This window comes from Phenylobacterium sp. (assembly GCF_020253645.1).
GTDB lineage: Bacteria > Pseudomonadota > Alphaproteobacteria > Caulobacterales > Caulobacteraceae > Phenylobacterium.
In genome coordinates this window covers 1-15785 of record NZ_JADCBG010000141.1, presented here as the reverse complement: position 1 = coordinate 15785, position 15785 = coordinate 1, and the positions used below count along the sequence as shown (strand labels likewise).

23 protein-coding genes and 1 tRNA gene are annotated in these 15785 nt (G+C 65.7%); 16 read left to right on the top strand and 8 right to left on the bottom strand.

The genetic code is table 11. The annotated features are described in order from the left end of the window. Positions 1 to 22: 22 nt before the first annotated feature. On the top strand, positions 23 to 1093 hold the full coding sequence (locus INE98_RS09765; RefSeq protein ID WP_293538577.1) for a Tox-REase-5 domain-containing protein: 1071 nt from the start codon (positions 23 to 25) through the stop codon (positions 1091 to 1093). A 5-nt stretch (positions 1094 to 1098) separates the two neighbouring features. Next, entirely contained in the window at positions 1099 to 1494 is a 396-nt protein-coding gene (locus INE98_RS09760) for a hypothetical protein (RefSeq protein WP_293538575.1), read from the top strand. A 26-nt stretch (positions 1495 to 1520) separates the two neighbouring features. Here the strand turns inward: INE98_RS09760 and INE98_RS09755 are convergent, their stop codons facing one another. After that, the gene (locus INE98_RS09755; protein ID WP_293538574.1) at positions 1521 to 2513 is read right to left on the bottom strand and encodes an HNH endonuclease signature motif containing protein; all 993 of its coding nucleotides are present in this window, start codon (positions 2511 to 2513) and stop codon (positions 1521 to 1523) included. An 8-nt stretch (positions 2514 to 2521) separates the two neighbouring features. After that, on the bottom strand, positions 2522 to 3457 hold the full coding sequence (locus tag INE98_RS09750) for an HNH endonuclease (protein ID WP_293538573.1): 936 nt from the start codon (positions 3455 to 3457) through the stop codon (positions 2522 to 2524). A gap of 285 nt (positions 3458 to 3742) precedes the next feature. Here INE98_RS09750 and INE98_RS09745 point away from each other — a divergent pair, with 285 nt between their 5' ends. After that, the gene (locus tag INE98_RS09745; protein WP_293538572.1) at positions 3743 to 3982 is read left to right on the top strand and encodes a hypothetical protein; all 240 of its coding nucleotides are present in this window, start codon (positions 3743 to 3745) and stop codon (positions 3980 to 3982) included. A 92-nt stretch (positions 3983 to 4074) separates the two neighbouring features. On the opposite strand, the gene INE98_RS09740 is transcribed toward INE98_RS09745, so the two are convergent. Beyond that, a complete protein-coding gene (locus INE98_RS09740; RefSeq protein WP_293538571.1) occupies positions 4075 to 4464 on the bottom strand; it encodes a hypothetical protein in 390 nt (129 codons plus the stop codon). A 733-nt stretch (positions 4465 to 5197) separates the two neighbouring features. Between INE98_RS09740 and INE98_RS09735 the strand changes: the two genes are divergently transcribed. The 9 genes from INE98_RS09735 to INE98_RS09705 all read left to right on the top strand — a co-directional run bounded on the left by INE98_RS09735 (position 5198) and on the right by INE98_RS09705 (position 11283). After that, positions 5198 to 6451: a site-specific integrase gene (locus INE98_RS09735; protein WP_293538569.1), complete on the top strand. Its 1254-nt coding sequence runs from the start codon at positions 5198 to 5200 to the stop codon at positions 6449 to 6451. Between the two features lie 255 nt (positions 6452 to 6706). Continuing rightward, positions 6707 to 7492: an NYN domain-containing protein gene (locus INE98_RS09730; RefSeq protein WP_293538568.1), complete on the top strand. Its 786-nt coding sequence runs from the start codon at positions 6707 to 6709 to the stop codon at positions 7490 to 7492. A 1022-nt stretch (positions 7493 to 8514) separates the two neighbouring features. Continuing rightward, a complete protein-coding gene (locus tag INE98_RS09725) occupies positions 8515 to 8706 on the top strand; it encodes a helix-turn-helix domain-containing protein (protein ID WP_293538567.1) in 192 nt (63 codons plus the stop codon). Position 8707: 1 nt separating this feature from the next. Beyond that, the gene (locus tag INE98_RS09720) at positions 8708 to 8890 is read left to right on the top strand and encodes a hypothetical protein (RefSeq protein WP_293538566.1); all 183 of its coding nucleotides are present in this window, start codon (positions 8708 to 8710) and stop codon (positions 8888 to 8890) included. Continuing rightward, positions 8883 to 9077: a hypothetical protein gene (locus tag INE98_RS09715; protein WP_293538564.1), complete on the top strand. Its 195-nt coding sequence runs from the start codon at positions 8883 to 8885 to the stop codon at positions 9075 to 9077. The genes INE98_RS09720 and INE98_RS09715 overlap by 8 nt, the downstream gene beginning before the upstream one ends. Beyond that, positions 9070 to 9405, top strand: coding sequence for a MarR family winged helix-turn-helix transcriptional regulator (locus tag INE98_RS09710; RefSeq protein WP_293538563.1), 336 nt, complete (start codon positions 9070 to 9072; stop codon positions 9403 to 9405). The genes INE98_RS09715 and INE98_RS09710 overlap by 8 nt, the downstream gene beginning before the upstream one ends. A gap of 80 nt (positions 9406 to 9485) precedes the next feature. Then, on the top strand, positions 9486 to 9998 hold the full coding sequence (locus tag INE98_RS14560) for a helix-turn-helix domain-containing protein (RefSeq protein ID WP_367120183.1): 513 nt from the start codon (positions 9486 to 9488) through the stop codon (positions 9996 to 9998). 681 nt (positions 9999 to 10679) lie between these two features. Further along, positions 10680 to 10904, top strand: a complete 225-nt coding sequence (locus INE98_RS14555) for an HGGxSTG domain-containing protein (protein ID WP_367120182.1) — start codon at positions 10680 to 10682, stop codon at positions 10902 to 10904. 127 nt (positions 10905 to 11031) lie between these two features. Then, positions 11032 to 11283, top strand: coding sequence for a hypothetical protein (locus INE98_RS09705; RefSeq protein ID WP_293538561.1), 252 nt, complete (start codon positions 11032 to 11034; stop codon positions 11281 to 11283). Positions 11284 to 11423: 140 nt separating this feature from the next. On the opposite strand, the gene INE98_RS09700 is transcribed toward INE98_RS09705, so the two are convergent. Continuing rightward, positions 11424 to 11513, bottom strand: a tRNA-Ser gene (locus INE98_RS09700). 140 nt (positions 11514 to 11653) lie between these two features. On the opposite strand from INE98_RS09700, the gene msrA reads away from it, so the two are divergent. From msrA to INE98_RS09685, 3 genes are all read left to right on the top strand, one after another. Then, on the top strand, positions 11654 to 12307 hold the full coding sequence (gene msrA / locus INE98_RS09695) for a peptide-methionine (S)-S-oxide reductase MsrA (protein ID WP_293516384.1): 654 nt from the start codon (positions 11654 to 11656) through the stop codon (positions 12305 to 12307). Next, entirely contained in the window at positions 12304 to 12663 is a 360-nt protein-coding gene (locus tag INE98_RS09690; protein ID WP_293538559.1) for an MmcQ/YjbR family DNA-binding protein, read from the top strand. Before msrA ends, INE98_RS09690 begins: the two co-directional genes overlap by 4 nt. Positions 12664 to 12732: 69 nt before the next feature. After that, positions 12733 to 13679 (top strand): IS630 family transposase gene (locus INE98_RS09685; protein ID WP_293538557.1). Its coding sequence is split into 2 segments (ribosomal slippage): positions 12733 to 13069 and positions 13069 to 13679, totalling 948 coding nucleotides; the frame shifts between segments, so codons are not numbered across the junction. Positions 13680 to 13691: 12 nt separating this feature from the next. Here INE98_RS09685 and INE98_RS09680 read toward each other — a convergent pair. From INE98_RS09680 to INE98_RS09665, 4 genes are all read right to left on the bottom strand, one after another. Next, the gene (locus INE98_RS09680) at positions 13692 to 14102 is read right to left on the bottom strand and encodes a hypothetical protein (protein WP_293520010.1); all 411 of its coding nucleotides are present in this window, start codon (positions 14100 to 14102) and stop codon (positions 13692 to 13694) included. A gap of 33 nt (positions 14103 to 14135) precedes the next feature. Next, positions 14136 to 14525, bottom strand: coding sequence for a DUF983 domain-containing protein (locus INE98_RS09675; protein WP_365768895.1), 390 nt, complete (start codon positions 14523 to 14525; stop codon positions 14136 to 14138). A 61-nt stretch (positions 14526 to 14586) separates the two neighbouring features. Continuing rightward, positions 14587 to 14970 carry a limonene-1,2-epoxide hydrolase family protein gene (locus tag INE98_RS09670; protein WP_293538556.1) on the bottom strand — a complete coding sequence of 128 codons (384 nt, stop codon included), beginning with the start codon at positions 14968 to 14970 and terminating at the stop codon, positions 14587 to 14589. A gap of 24 nt (positions 14971 to 14994) precedes the next feature. Then, positions 14995 to 15333 carry a hypothetical protein gene (locus tag INE98_RS09665; protein ID WP_293538554.1) on the bottom strand — a complete coding sequence of 113 codons (339 nt, stop codon included), beginning with the start codon at positions 15331 to 15333 and terminating at the stop codon, positions 14995 to 14997. 70 nt (positions 15334 to 15403) lie between these two features. On the opposite strand from INE98_RS09665, the gene INE98_RS09660 reads away from it, so the two are divergent. Further along, positions 15404 to 15785, top strand: a 382-nt coding sequence (locus INE98_RS09660) for a TetR family transcriptional regulator (RefSeq protein ID WP_293538552.1), incomplete at its 3' end; no start/stop codon positions are given.

Here is a 15785-nt window from a genome sequence, read left to right as displayed (position 1 = left end):
CTGTCCAGCCGAGGAGACCAGAATGCACCAGCGCCAACCAGATCCTTCCCGCCTTGAGGGCGAGGTCCTCGATCGCTGGTACAGGCGCTCCCCGGCGCAGATCCGGGCGGAACGGGAGGCTGCGCGACGGGCGCAGTACGACGCCTTCTTCGGTCCAGCCGGCCGGAGTCCGGAGGCCACCCCGGAGAACGGGATTTTTTCGGGCCCTGTGTCCCAGGGGGAGCCTGAATCAAACGTCATCCGGTTCGCCCGAAGGGGACCCAATCCGACGGCGCCTACGGTCATCACGACGGGGCCCCGGCCGATCACCGGAGCTCCCCCTGTCGCGGGATCGAGACGGGCGGCGGGGGATCCAGGAAGCTTCTTCGGGACCTATCGTGCGATACCAAACTCCGTGTTCGGACCCTCCTATGTCACGGATCTTCCCGGGCCCTTAAACCTCGTGACGCCTCGGGCCGGCGACTGGTTCGAGCTCGGAGACGGGCGCCTGGTCCGGGGCGCGGATGAAGTCGAAAGGCTCTTCGTCGAGCAGCAGCTGCGCCTGTCGGGAGAGGACAAGCCCGAGCCTCCGACGCGGGTCCACTCCGACGACCGCTTGCGCGACGGGGCCATTCCCCGGGTGGAGCAACTGGCCAAGGGAGAGCGTGAGATCGACCCGACCTGTCACGTCCACGGCGGTTGGGAGCGGGACCCGACCTTCTCGCGATACAAGGCCTGGACCCAGGATTACGAGGACCAGATCACCCGGGCGCCCGGGCTGGACTATGTGGTCCGCAATCCGGAGGAAAAGCCGGTGCGGTTCGATGGTTGCGCCGTCTGGGACCCTCGCCGCCCGCTGCTCGAGGCGAAAGGCCCCGGCTATGAAGCCCTGGATCGAAGGGCCCGAAAATCGACATTCTTGCAGTTCATCTGGAACGGCGTGCGGGATCAGGCCCGACGGCAGAACAACGCCGCCCGGGGCCGAACCGTCGAGTGGCATGTCGCCGAACCCGCCGTGGTTCCAACCTTCAGGGAGATCATCGACCCCCCCTCCTCCCTCCGGGTCCTGCAGACTTCACCCCGGCCAGGCGCCCCGCAACCCAAGAGAAAGTGATTGAAATGACCCCCGAAGACGACAGGCCTCCGCACGACGATGCAGACGCCTTCGAGGCCTGGCTCGAGCGAAAGCGGGAAGAGCGCAAGTCGAGTTCCGAGGCCGAGATTCGCCAGCGTCGCGAGGCCGCCTTCCCCGAGGCCCTCCAGGGGCGATGGGTGGATGCAGAGGGCTCGGACACCGAGCTCATCATCCAGGGCGGCCAGATCCTCTGGGCCGGCGAACCCCGGCCCTATCTCGACAAGATGCCCCTGGTCGTGGCGGCGGACGAGATCCACTACGAAATCGTCTTCCCGGAGGACGACGAGGAGGACAGCCAGACAGCCCTGTTCCTCATGGGAGACGAGCTCTTCTTCCAAAGCTGGCACGCGGTGGCCGGCTTCGTGAGGGAGGAGACCTGAGGCCCATGCGGCCGGGCGACGATCGCTCACCCCCCGAGGAAAACGTTCTCCCGGTGATAGGCGAGATAGCCAGCCTGGGCCGCCTGGAGGTTCTGCTCCCGCCAGAGGGCGCCGGCGTCCTGCAGGCCGGACGGTGACAGGCTGATGTGACCCAGCCCGAGTCGCCGCAGGTCCTCCCGGTCTACCCGACCGGACACCATCACCTCCCCTGCCTCTCTAAAGCCAATGAAGCCGCGGTCGAAGAGCAGGTCGGCGTCGGGCGTCAGCATCAGGCCGTTCAGGCCGTCCAGCCGCTCCTCTGCCGTCGTGCAGACGCGCCAAGGCTTGATGTGGCTGGCGATCAGCAGAGCGGGATTGCTTATCCCAGTCAGAGGACAGGCGGGGCAGACCTTCATCACGTTCGCCCGGAACAGCCCCTGACCGCGCCGGGCCTCGATGACGGATTTCCGGACTGTCTCGGAGAGGGAGGGCTCTGCCTTCAGCCGCGCCTCGACTTCGTCCTCGATCAGCTCGCGGATCAGGTCGCCCGGAGCGGTGTTGGCGCCGGGACGGCTGGAGTCGATGTCTGGGAATTCCGCAGCCTGGGCGACGATCTGGAAGATTGTGGACGGCACCTCCGCCAAGTAGGCCTTCTGGTTCCCATGGCCGGTCTCCCGATGGATGGGAGAATACTTCTCGGGAAGCAGCGGCCCGAGTTTGGAAATCAGGGACTTGGGGCTGACTGGTCGTTCAACAGCAAGCCAGGAGACCGGAAGGAGCCAGCCCTCGGCCTCCCAATACGACCCGAGGCTTTCGAACTCCGGGGGTTTAAGGGCCGTGAAGGCGTAGTCGGCCACCTGTCCGATAAAGCGGACCGCCTGCTGCGAGTAGGACAAGACTAGGTCGCCAGGCGCCGCCTCGCGCATATTGTCGTAGAAGCGGCTCCGGGCGCCGCTGGCCTCCCGCTTGGGTGACCAGAGGAAGCCGCCGTCGATCTCCTGGCGCGCCGTCTGATTATGATTGACCCACCAGAACCGCATTCGTCGTCTCAGGCGAGGAAGAGGTTGTCGTTGTGCCAGCGCAGCGCGGCAGGGTCCGGCCTCCGGCTCAGGTCCTCCGGGGCGTGGATCGGCGCGCCGTGCAATTCGTAGTAGTGTCGGCCATTCTGAAACTCCTCGCGGATACGGCGGCTGACCTCGAACCTCAGGTCAGGCGTCACCGTCACGTAGCCGGAGTCAAAGAGGCTGTGGATGTCCCGGCGCAGCAACAGACCGTTGGAGGCCGCATGGTCGCCGCCGTCGGCATAAGGCCGAATGTGGGCCGCCTCGAGAGCTGGCAGGGTCTTCTCCCGGGTCACGGCGCAGCGACGCTCATAGGAGTCGGTGACCAGCACCCGGAAGGCGCCTTGCCCAAGGCGCGGACGTATCAAGTGCGGCGCGCCAAAGCGCTCTGCGTCCTCTGATACTCCCGGCAAGGCGGTCCCTACCAGCCGCGACGATACCGCTTCCCAAAGAACAGCGCCTTCGGCCTCAGCCGTATCGTAGGTCTTGAACTGCACGATGTTTGGCTGCCAGCTGGCCGGAAGAGGTAGCCAGTCGCGCTCATCCAAGAAGAAAGGCTGAGTCAGGATGCGGCAGCCGATCTGGAAGTCGGCACGGTCCGCCGGGTCCTGCCGGCGATATCGCGCAACTCGGCTCCGCACTTCGCCAAGCGAGGCGGCTCCGTTGGCTTCACCAAAGGCCTGCCAGGCCAGTGAAACCGGCATCTGGCTTGCATAGGCGAAGACGCCACCGCCGACGATGAAGTTCCGGGGTGAGTGCAGCTTGAAGAGGAAAAGCTCGCCTGGGCGTAGGGCCTTGAACCGGGCCGCCGAAGGCGCCCAGAAGTTGACTTCACTCAGGTTCGGCTTGTGACGCAGTGTTTCGAACCAGTCGCCGTCCGTCACAGCGATGATTAGCCGCACACCCATGGCGTTCAAGGTCATTCAGTATGAATTCGGGGTCAAGCGAGGATAGGAACAGGAACGGCGCCCTTTAGGCGGACACCGCAAGCCCGACTATAGCGGGATAGTTTAACTGTCTTTCTCGCTGCCTCGGTGGCGGAGGGGGCCGAACCCGGCGCACGGTTCTCCTGGGTCGCAGTCAACCACCACGATACCGGTCACGCGCACATCCGCTTCGTTCTGCGCGGCCATCAAGGCTCGACCCGAAGGCGTCAGTCGGGCATTCTGATGCACGTTCATCTGGGGAGTTCCGCTGGAAGTGGTGTGTTGCAACTCCAGCTTCGCTCAAGCGCCTCCTCGGGTGAACAGCCTCCCCGGCGACAACACCTGGCTCATGAGGTCCGGCGGGGCGTGCTGAAGTTCGAGCGGGGCTGGCGGGCCTGGCTCAAGGCGATGGAGCTGCACCCTGACATCCGCAAGCCGCCGATGGCCGAACGGCGAGTGGCTCAGCAGGCTGAACGCGAGCGTCTTGCGCGACGGCTGTCGAGGACCGAGCTGGAGCGTTAGGCTGCTCTAGGCGCGACAACCGTCATGCGAGATTGGATGGCGGGGGGCGGCCATTGACCCCAAGCAGCCGCTCGGTCAGAGGGGTTGAAAGGCTAGTTCCCCGCCTCGGCCAAAGCGCCTTCAACGGCGGCGGCTGTTGCACATTGCACCAATGCCTCGCGGGTCGGCGCGTCGACACTGCTGGCTTTTTCGATGGCGGCCGACATGCCTTCGCCGCTGAGACTTTCGCTGAAGACAGTCTTCAACGCTTCCAGATGCTCGCCGGTGATCCTGGACCCCAGGCTGTCTTGAACGCAGCCACAGAATGCTTCGGTCTGTCCGGCGAGCATGCAGGCCGTCTTGGTATCCACAGCACCGCTCGCCGCCTCGAGCGCCTGCCCGCCGAGATCGAGTGCGCCCTGCTTCACGGGTTGCAGGTCGGCGGCATCGCCGCAGGCTGCGAGCACCAGCGCGAAACCGGCCACCAGAACAGTCCGCATCATGTTTTCCCTCTGTCCGTGTTTGTCAAAAGCCCCGTCAGCCGGAGGCCTTGAACAGGCTTGATGGTCATTGGTTTCCCATCTGCCGCGAGACGTGGATACCGCCGGACGCTTCTGCAAGCGTCCCGCCCAGGATATTGCGAAGGTGTCGCGGACGCGAAAGCCCGGCCTCCTGCTCTCACAGAATCCCGATGATCTGCTCTTCAGTGAACCTGGATCGCTTCATCCGTCCGTCCCCTTCCTGGGGCGGACGCAAATTGTTTCTGGCGGAGTTTCAGGGGGCACGTCGGAACCCTCTGATCTGACGAGGACATCCTGGAGCCACAGCACGTCTGGGGTCCCGGAGCGCACGAAGACATTCGCTGCTCATTCCCTGTTCACAGGGAGACCCAACCTTTCAGGAGGGCCTGGAGACGCGCCCCCTTTCCGAGACCAAACCGCCCCTCGAACCCCACCCCCAGGGGCGTCTCCACCGACGGTTCGGGCGCGAATAGGCCCGCAGGTTCCGCGACATGGCGGAACCCATCTGCTCAGGCAGGGATGTCGAGAGGGTGGGTGGCGGTGAGAGAGTCCGCCTCACACTCGATCCATGTCGTCCCGCAATGTCTCTCAAACCCAACAAAACCGGGCCTTCCAGCCTAGTCGCCCGTCACAATCCGTCCCGTTGCGTCCCATTGCGTTCCCCTAAAGAGCGGCTATCTTAAGGGGAACGCATAGGGGAACGGGAACCCACGCCATGCCGCGCAAGGTCGAGAACCAACTGACCGCCCTACAGGTCAAGAACCTGGAGGCCGGGAGCTACATTGACGGCGGCGGCCTTCGGCTCCTGGTCAAACCCACCGGCGCGCGGTCCTGGGTCTTCCGCTTCACCCTGCGGGGAAAGACGCGGGACCTGGGGTTAGGCGATGCCGGGCCGGACGGCGTGAAGCTGAGCGAGGCCCGCGATCTGGCGGCGGCCCTGCGGCTCAAGGTCAAGGCCGGCGTCGATCCCCTGGAGGAACGCGAGCGGGAGGCCGCTGAGGCCCTTGCGAGGGCTCAGGCGGACAAGATAGCCGCCGTCACCTTCAAGGCCGCTGCTGAGGCTCATATTGAGGCCAATGGCGAAAGCTGGCGGAACCCGAAGCACCGGAAGCAATGGGGGAGCACCCTCAAGACCTACGTCTATCCGCACATGGGCGACATTCCGGTTTCCGAGGTCACGACAACCCATGTCCTGGCGGCGCTGGAGCCGATCTGGAAAAATCGGCCGGAGACGGCAAGCCGGGTGCGAGGCCGGATTGAAGTGGTCCTGAACGCGGCCAAGGCCAAGGGACAACGCTCCGGCGAGAACCCGGCGACCTGGCGCGGCCACCTGAAAATGATCCTCCCCGCCCGGTCAAAGCTGACTCGGGGCCATCATGCGGCCATGCCCTACGCCAAGGTTCCGGCCTTCATGGCGCGTCTTCGGGCGGCGCGATCGGTCGGCGCCCGCGCGCTGGAGTTTGCGATCCTGACCGCCTCCCGGACTGGCGAGGTCCTGGGCATGACCTGGCGGGAGGTCGATCTGAAAGACAATGTCTGGACGGTCCCGGCGGCGCGCATGAAGGCCGGCAAGCTCCACCGGGTTCCGCTCTCCCCCCGGGCGGTGGCGATCCTGGCGGAAATGCGGAAGGCCGGCGCTGAGCCCGATGCGCCCGTCTTCCCCGGCCCCAAGGGCGGCCATCTGTCAAACATGGCTCTGGCCATGGTGCTTAGGCGCTTGGGCCATGAGGAAACCGTCCATGGGTTCCGATCTGCGTTCCGGGATTGGGGCTCCGAACAGACGGGATACTCAAACGAGGCGCTTGAAATGGCCCTGGCCCATACGATTGCGAACGCGGTCGAGCGCGCCTATCGGCGCGGCGATCTTCTGGAGCGCCGGGTGCGGCTTATGGCGGACTGGGCGGCCTATTGCGAGGGCGAGGCGGTGGCCGCCGGCGACAACGTGACACCGCTCAGGCAATCCGCCTGAGGGACTTCACCATACACGGTGGCAGGTTTATTGGGTTTCGGTCGAAGATCGTGGCTACGCTGGGGGTGACGTTCACCCTTTTGCACCACTCATCGATGTAGCGACGGTTAGCCTCCCAACATACGCCCTTCGGCTAGCGCGCTGTGCGTCCCTGCAGTCGCCTCAGAAGTTGACAACCAATCGCTTGTCCGCAATAACGCGCCATACCCGCCGTCAGCGTGCTGGCGGTTCGAGGGCCGGGGGAAACCTCGGCCCTTGCCATTTGAGGGCATAGACATTCGCACTCATGTTTATATCGACGGGTTCAACCTGTATTATGGTGCCCTGAAGAATGGCCCATACAAATGGTTGGACGTAGTTAAGCTCTCTCAAAAGCTTATTGCCTCAAAAGATACAGTTGAGCGCGTCAAGTATTTCACTGCACGTGTTTCCGGTGCCGCGGACCCAGACGCCCCTGGGCGTCAACAAGCCTATCTTTCTGCCCTAAGCACCCTTCCCCAGGTTGAGGTAATATTTGGGAGCTTTATGGCGAAAACTGCTTGGCGTCCCTTAGCGAACCTTCCGGTCGCCGGGGCGACGGTTCATTTTCAGCCTCCAATGAACTTAACGCAAGGCAACCATGCCGTCTCAGGCGGATCCCTGAGGAAAAACGCCATTCTTCCGACCGGTGTGTACGGACAAGGAGGGCGGCAAGCTGCGCAACCGGAAAATGACGCATTGGTTGTGCAGGTCCATACAATGGAGGAGAAGGGTTCAGACGTAAATCTGGGAGCGCATCTACTCAACGATGCATGGAAAGGCGCTTTCGAAGCGGCTCTTGTCATCACAAATGATACCGATCTTTGCGTTCCTATAGAGATGGTCGCAAGAGAACGAAATATTCCAGTCTATGTTGCTTGCCCCAAAATCAACGGGAGTTTGGCAGCGAAGCTTAAGAAAGTGGCGACTCATCCCCGGCACGTTAAATCGCACATGTTGCGTGACTCTCAATTTCCTGACCCAATCTCGCCTAATGGGTTGGCAAAGCCAGTTGGCTGGTAGGTTGAAATTAGTCCCACGCCTAAGCGGGGACTTTGAGATAGCCATGTTCAGAACAAGACCGGACCGCGCGCGTTGACCAATCACCGCCGGCCACCGCAGGATTGCCTCAGGGGATAGGCCGGCCAGCCGACAAGCGCGTTTCCCGGCGCGCTTCCCCGAACACTCCGGGACCGCTGCGGGAGGCGGGGCAATGGCATTGATCGGCGGTCATGGACGGCGGCGCGCTAAGGCCGCTGACGCCCAGTCTAGCGTGACACCGGCGCCTGAGCTTCCGACACCCGACTTGCGTTCAGAGCTATTCATACTGGAGCGCCGCTTTGGGCGCGCGGCTCTTATTGCAGAGCTTGAGCGATTAAGGGCCAAACGCAGGGGACCCCAGAAGCTCGATGACTGGAGGCTGATACTCCCGCACATCGCTGGGGATGCGAAGGCCCTGCTAGAAGGTCGGGGGTCGCCCCTGCGTCCGACGGACTATTCGATTGCGAAGCAAATTGCCTCATCCGAGCTGGAGAAATATCGGGAGCCAACCGGCCAGCGCATCAAGCGAAAGCTGAAGGAGACCCGGGCAGAACGTGCCCTGCTGGGTGTAATCGGGCAGGGACCGTCAGGATACCCGGCGGCGGACTATGTCACCGCGCTTCGTTGGAACCCTGGCCGGTATAGCGTTTCAGGGCCGCTTCGTGACCTGATCGAAACTTTCGCGCGGGAAGCCGAGGCGACGATTGCCCGTTACCGCGAGCGCCTGGGGGAGCCTCCCTCCGGGATGACGCTTCAAGAGATTGAAGCCGCCCTGAGAGCCTGGGTTCCGCCGCCGCCCAAACTCTCCGACCACATCCCGGACATGAATAGCCCCTTGGGGGTACTTGTGGCCATGGCTGAGCGCGCTCCGGATACATAGCGGCGGTCTCGCGACGTAGGGTCATAATTCGCGGCGAATTGCGACCCTATTCCCGGTATGTTCCGCCGTCTAACTCGCTCCATGCCGTCCGGGCCAATCCCGGCCCCGACCATGGAGACCCTACATGTCCCCTGTTTCCAAAGAGCCTGATCGGCTCTGCTACTCAATCGCCCAGGCCGCCCGCGTATCGTCCCTGGGGAGATCCTCTGTCTATCGCGCCATCAAGGCGGGCCGCCTTGCGGTGGTGAAGGTCGGCGGTCGGACTTTGGTCCCGGCTGCATCGCTCCACCGCCTTCTGAGCGGGGAGGCGGCCTGACATGACCCAAAGAAAAACCCCCCGCACGAGGGCGAGGGGCCGGACTGATTTGCTGATCGGTGTCCGCGCTCTCTCTAACCCGGCGACCCGCCAGGCGCAAATCCTTCGATGTCGCTACGGCGTCCGCCCGATCCTGGCCGGCGTCCTGGCGGCGCTGATCTTCGGGGAGGCTGACCATGGCTGAGCCCCCCGTTGACCACCGCGAGACGGCGCGCGCGATCCTGCGGACAGACGCGCCCCTCCGGGAAAAGGAAGGCCAATTCCTGGGCGGCCTGGCCTATCGCGCTGAGCCCATTTCCGAACGCCAGGCCAATTGGCTGGCGGTCCTGGTCCGCCGCTATGCCCCTAGGGCGGGAGGCGCGCATGACTGACCGGTATCCCGCCCATCCCGGGAGCAAAGGCACGGACGGAACCAGTCAGGCCGCAGCGGCGGCCATGGCCCGCCATGCTCGCCCGCTTCAGTGGCGCGCCTTGGAGACCCTTGGCCGGATTGGTCCGGCAACCGCCCTGGAGGTGTGTGAGGCTTCCAAGGTCGCCAGGGAGGCCATGCATCCAAGGCTCAGCGAGCTCCGGGTGCTTGGCCATGTCGAGCCTACCGGCGAGCGCCGGCGCAACCCCTCCGGCAAGTCGGCGGCGATCCTTCGGATGACCGAGCGGGGCGCGGCGTTCTTGAGAAAGGAGGGCGGCACGGCGTCCTAGGGCGCTTCGGCGGTCGGTGGCGCGCTGTCCCCGGACGGCGGCCACCGGCCAGCCTGGAGCCCTGGGCGCGGTCCTAACCCATGTCTAGGAAACATGATCGGCGCGGGCGCTCGCGAGGCGGTGGCCGCTTTATTCAAATCCACCATGCCACAATCGAAACCCTAGCCTGGCGCGCTCTGCGTCCGGCGGCGGTAGTGGTCTATATCGCCCTGCGGGCTCTCTATGACGGGAAGAACAACGGCGCCCTTCGGCTCAGCGTCCGGGAGGCGGCGGAGCGGACCGGGCTCGACAAAGACACCGTAAACCGCGCGCTCGCTCAACTCGTGGCCCTAGGGTTTGTCGAGGTGGCGGAGCCCGGCGGCTATGCTCGCAAGGTCCGCCACGCGACCCTTTGGCGGCTGACCGATCTGCGGTGCGATCGGACCGGAGCGGCCCCAACGTATGCCTTTCAGCGCTGGCGACCCGACCCGACGACGCAAAGCACGGTCCCCAAAATTCTCCGCGATGGTCCCCACCACGGGGACAGCCTCGCCCAAGACGCCCCGGTTTCAGGTCGAGGCGTCCCCAAAATCCGGACACCGGAGACAGCATGACACAACCATCGGTCCCCAAAATCCGGACACTTCTACAATCTAGCCAAGGCACAGCGCCAGCGGACGGGGGAGCGAGCGCGCCCCTCAATGGGCGCCGTAGCGAGCGGACCCGGAAGCGGGCCGGCCCAAAGACCGGAGAGAACATAACCAAAGGCGAGGGCGACCCGAAACCCGCGCAAGGCCCCAAGGCGGTGGTCTCTCTAGCGCCAGACCCCGGGGATACAGACGCGCTCGCACTGGCCCGCGCGCTGGTCGCGCCGGGCCTGCGGCATTCGGTGGCGGTGGCAGATTTTGGAGCCCAGGCGCTTGGCCCGGAGGTCGAGCGGCCAGGCCTGGGCGATTACGCGGACGCGCTCGCGGCGACGCTGGAGAAGGCTGGCGATCCCGGATCGTCGCGGCGGATGCTAGCCGCCCAAGCCATCGCCTTGGACGCGGTGTTTTCGGAGATGCTCCGGAGATCGGCGGGCAACCTTGGGAAATTCCCGGACGCGGCGGACCGTTACCTTCGGCTGGCCCTGAAAGCCCAGGCGAACAGCCGGGCCACCCTGGAGGCCCTTCACCGGCTCAGCGAGCCACCGCCGGCCCCGCCCCGCTACGTTTCAGTCAGGGACGGCGGCCAGGCGGTGATAGCCGACCAATTCCACCATCACGCCGGCGCGCCCGTTCTGGAGGATCGATCCCATGCAACCCGAACGATTGGCCCAGGCCCCGCGATGCCTGGCGAGAACCCGGAGCGGTGGCCAGTGCCAGGCTCCGAAGGTTCGGGACAAGGCTAGATGCCGGATGCATGGCGGGACCAACCCGGGGCCGCCGGCTGGGAACCGCAACGCGCTCAGGCATGGCTTCTATGCCGGGAGCCTTCAAAGCCTCCGCCGCCAGCTCGCCCGCCTTTTGCAAGGCCGCTGAGCGCCATGGACTAGCGAGACAGCGAGCGGGACAGAAACCGATCTACGGGGAGACCTGATCGGTTCTCGACTCTTCAAAATCCATCTTTAGGCTCTTGCGTAAGCAATGTGACGCGGGAGCGGACGAGATGAATGATGCGAGCGCAGGAGGTCTTGAGGCCCTGATCCTGCAAATCCTGCCAGTGATGGTGATCCAGTGCTTCTACGCAATCGGTGCCTTCGTCATCTCAAAGAAGCGAGGGGTGAACCCTTGGCCCTGGACCGTTGTCTCCCTGGTCCCGTTCATCGGCCTGATCGCCGTTCCCGTTTTTCTCTATGTGATGCTGGGCGCGATCTTTGACCGGCTCCGGGCTCTCGAAGGTAAGAGCGGCGGGGAGTAAGGCCCGGGCCGGTGTGTCTGGAGCCGTTTGGCGACCCCGGGACAGCCTGACACGCAATGGCCTAGCAAGTCCCTCTATGGGGAACGTTGTGGGGGACAACCGCCCTTCAAGCCGAATTGTTTATTGAAAACAATAGCCGGTGGCGGTGAGAGAGGGATTCGAACCCTCGATAGAGTTTCCCCTATACACGCGTTCCAGGCGTGCGCCTTCAACCACTCGGCCACCTCACCCCACGGGCCGGCGGCAGGCCTCCGGCGTGGACGGGTGCAGATATACCGGCGCGGGGCGGCGGGCAAGGCGGCAGGTGCAATCGGCGGCGGGCGGGCCTATCTTGGTCGGCAGACGCACCCCTGCCCCCCAGGAGCCCCGCATGGTCTTCTTCCGCAAGTCGCCCGACATGCCCACCGCTGCAACCGCCCTGCCCGGCCGGCCCGACGCCATTCCGACGGCGGCGGTGAACTTCGTCACCGGCCAGCCGCTGAAGGGGCCCTTCGCCCCTGGCCTGCAGGTCGCCCTGTTCGCCATGGGCTGCTTCTGGGGCGTGGAGCGCAAGTTCTGGCAGACGCCGGGCGTGGTCGCCACGGCTGTGGGCTATGTCAACGGCTTCACCCCGAACCCGACCTACGAGGAGGTCTGCAGCGGGCGCACCGGCCACACCGAGGCCGTGCTCGTGCACTTCGACCCGAAGGTCATCTCCTACGAGGGTCTGCTGAAGGTCTTCTGGGAAGGACACGACCCCACCCAGGGCATGCGCCAGGGCAATGACATCGGCACCCAGTACCGGTCGGGGATCTACGCCTTCGACACGGACCAGGAGGCGGCGGCCCGGGCCTCCCTGGCCGCCTACCAGGGCGCCCTGACGGCGCGGGGCTTCGGCGCCATCACCACCGAGATCGCTCCGGCCCCGGCCTTCTACTACGCCGAGCCCTACCATCAGCAGTACCTGGCCAAGGTACCCGACGGCTATTGCGGCGTCGGCGGAACGGGTGTGGCCTGCCCCATCGGGGTGGGCGTGAAGGCGTGAGCCCGGAGGCCTTCGAGGCCGCCGCCCTCGCCCTGCCCGCGACGGAGAAGGTCGTCCAGTGGGGCGGCGCCGACGTCTACAAGGTGGGCGGTCGGGTGTTCGCCCTGAGAACCCTCGAGGGCGCCCTGTCCATCAAGGTCAGCGATGTCGCCTACGCCGTGCTGGTGGAAACGGGCCAGGCCCGGCCTGCGCCGTACCTCGCCCGGGCGAAGTGGGTGGCCTTCGACCGGCTGGAGGCCCTGGACGAGGACGAAGTGCGCGGCTGGCTGGCCTCGGCGCACGCCCTGGTCGCCGCCCGCTTGACGCGCAAGGCCCGGGCTGAACTCGGCCTCTCGAGCGGTTTCTCTACGCTGTGAATCGGGAGGGATTCCCAAATCATTGATGGGGTGATTCAAGCTGCGTGCTGGTGAAGGAGGCCGGCATGCATGGGTCATCCTTTGTCATGTGATCTTCGAGATCGGGCGTTGGCGGCGGTGGACGCCGGGCTGAGCCGGCGGGACGCGGCGGAGCGGTTCGGGGTGAGCGCGGCCAGCGTGATCCGCTGGGACCAGCTGCGCCGCCTGCAGGGCCATGCCCGCCCCAAGCCGCAGGGCGGCGACAAGACCTCGCACAGGATCGAGGCCCATGCCGAGGTGATCCTGGAGGCTGTGCAAGTCCAGCCGGACATCACGCTGAAGGAGCTGCGCGCGCTGCTGGCCGGGCGCGGGGTCAGCGTGGCGGTCTCGACCCTGTGGCGCTTCTTCGACCGGCGCGGGATCACGCTCAAAAAAAGACCCGGCATGCTTCGGAACAGGGGCGTCCCGATGTCCTGAGCCGCCGCCAGGCCTGGTTCGACGGCCAGCCCGAGCTGGACCCGGAGCGGCTGGTGTTCATCGACGAAACCTGGGCCTCGACCAACATGGCCCGCACCCATGGCCGGCGCCGCCGCGGCGAGAGGCTCAGGGCCAGCGTCCCGCACGGCCACTGGAAGACCACAACCTTCGTCGCTGGCCTGCGCACGAGCGGCATGGTCGCGCCCTTTGTCCTGGACGGGCCGATCAACGCCGACGCTTTCGAGGTCTACGTCGAGAAGATCCTCGTCCCTGAGCTCAAGCCCGGCGACATCGTGGTGATGGACAATCTCTCCAGCCACAAGCGCCCGAGCATCCAGGCCATGATCGAGGCGGCCGGCGCAGAGCTGCGCTTCCTGCCGCCCTACAGCCCCGACTTCAATCCGATCGAGAAGGCCTTCTCGAAACTCAAAGCCCTCCTGCGCAAGGCCGCCGAGCGAACCGTCGGCGCCCTCTGGGACGCCATCGGACGCTTCATCGACCTCTTCACTCCGACCGAATGCGCCAACGACTTCAAGAGCTGCGGATACGATGCAGACTGAATGGAATCCGCTCTAGCAGCGCACGCGCACGCCCCAGCGCCCGTCCTCGAACGTGATGACCCAGATCCCCTGGTGGCGGCTGAGCGGAGCGCCGTCTGCGCCGTCCCGGGTGTAGGCGATCGCCAGGTGCACCTTGCGGCGGCTGGCCAGCACTGGCTCGCGGGAGAGGTAGGTGGAGCGCCGCCAACCCTCCGCCGCGAGCTTGTCGAAGTAGTCCGGCGCGAGCCGCCCCGGCCCGTCCCAGACTGTCAGGCGCTCGCCGGTCAGGATCGCGTGGGGGAAGTGGAGCAGAGCGTCCATGCCGGCGGCGTCCCGCGCGTTGAACCGCTCGGTGAACGCCTCGGCGCAGCGCAGAGCCGCTGCGACCGCATCGTGTGCGACCGCGCCTTGCCCGTCGGGCTCGGCAGGTGTTTCGTCGTTCATGCCGCCTCCGTACCCTCGCCCAGGGCGCCGCCGTCAGGCCTGGTCGGCGGTGTGCCGCTCGGCCTGGTCGGACGTCAGACGCAGATAGGCCATGTGCCCGATGAAGGCGCCCTTCACGATGGGCAGGAGACCGAGGGTCACCAGAGCCAGAGGCGTCAGGACCAGGGGCACGGTGATGACCGGCGGACCCTGCCAGACATAGGGAATGAAGAGGATCGGCACGATGACCAGATGGCCGACCAGCAGGATCGTGAAATAGGCCGGACCGTCATCGGCCGGATAGCGGGTCAGGTCGACGCCGCAGCCGGGGCAGTCGGACTGCACCTTGAGGTAGGACCGGAACAGCCGCCCCTCCCCACAGTGCGGACAGCGACCGCGGAGGCCGCGGGAAAAGGCGGTGAAGAAGGCGGGGCTCTGGGTCATGCGCTCCATATGCGCGCAGGCGGGGCGAAAAGCCAGAGCCCCCCGCCCTGCGCGAGCGTCCTCAGGCCAGCTGTGCGGTGAGGACCTGGGCGTCGAAATAGTCGCGGTAGAAGACGATCTTGCCGTCCCTCACCTCGAAGACGCCGGTCACCGGCAGCTCCACCCACTTCGTCCCGAAGAGGTGGCGGTCCAGCCGCTCGATGAAGACGACGTCGCCGGCGACGGCGCGGCGCAGGACGTGGAACTCGTTCTTCGAGATCGGGGCGAAGAAGGGCTCCAGGAAGCCCACCACCCCGGCCGGGCCCACATGCACCGTGCCCGGCGCATTCATGTTCTCATAGCGGCAGTCGGCGGCCACGAAGGGTGTGGCGGCGGCGTAGTCCTTGGCCTCCATGGCGGCCAGGAAGGCGTCGACGACGGCGGCGGGATCGGAAGGGGCGCTCATGAGCGGAAGTCTCCGCAGTTCAGGTCAGGCGCGGGCATCGCCCAGGAGCACGCGGCGCATGTCGCCGCCCGTCCGGGCGAGGAGGTAGAGGAGGTAGATGCAAAGGAAGGGCATGCCCCCGAAGAAGGCTACGACGGCCAGGCCCAGCCCGCCCGCCGAAAAACCGTTGCGCCACGCGGTCCAGAGTGCCGACAAGGCCAGCATGAACATGAAGTCCAGATTGAACTGCCCCGCCCAGCCCATGGCCGCCATGTCGCCGAAAAAGGCCGGGAAGAGGTTCAGCCCGTGATTTGCAACCACCACCGCCGTGTAGACGGTGATGACGCCCAGGGCGGTGAAGAGGAAGATGCGGAACAGGGTCATGGCCCAGGCCCCGGAATGTAGCGGTTGCTACATTCGTGGCATATTGTAGCGGGCGCTACAAGGGGAAGTGATGACGGTCCGCGCGGCGCAGAGGCAGGTGGTGACGGAGCGGCTGGCGGGGCATTTGCTGGCCAGCGGCCTGTCGCGCACCAGCGTCCGCCAGCTGGCGGCGGCGGCCGGGATCTCCGACCGCATGCTGCTCTACTATTTCCGGGACAAGGCCGAGGCCCTGGGCGAGGCCATGGGGCATGTGGCGGCCCAGCTGGGCGGGCGGCTGGAGGCGGCCCTGCCGGCCGGGCGGCGCATGCCCCCCGAGCGCCTGCTGGCCGAGGCGGCGCGGATCGCCACCGAGCCTGAGGTCCGCCCCTTCATGGCCCTGTGGATGGAGGTCATCGCCGCCGCCGCCCGGGGCGAGGCGCCCTATGCCGGTATCGCCAGTGAGGTCACCACTG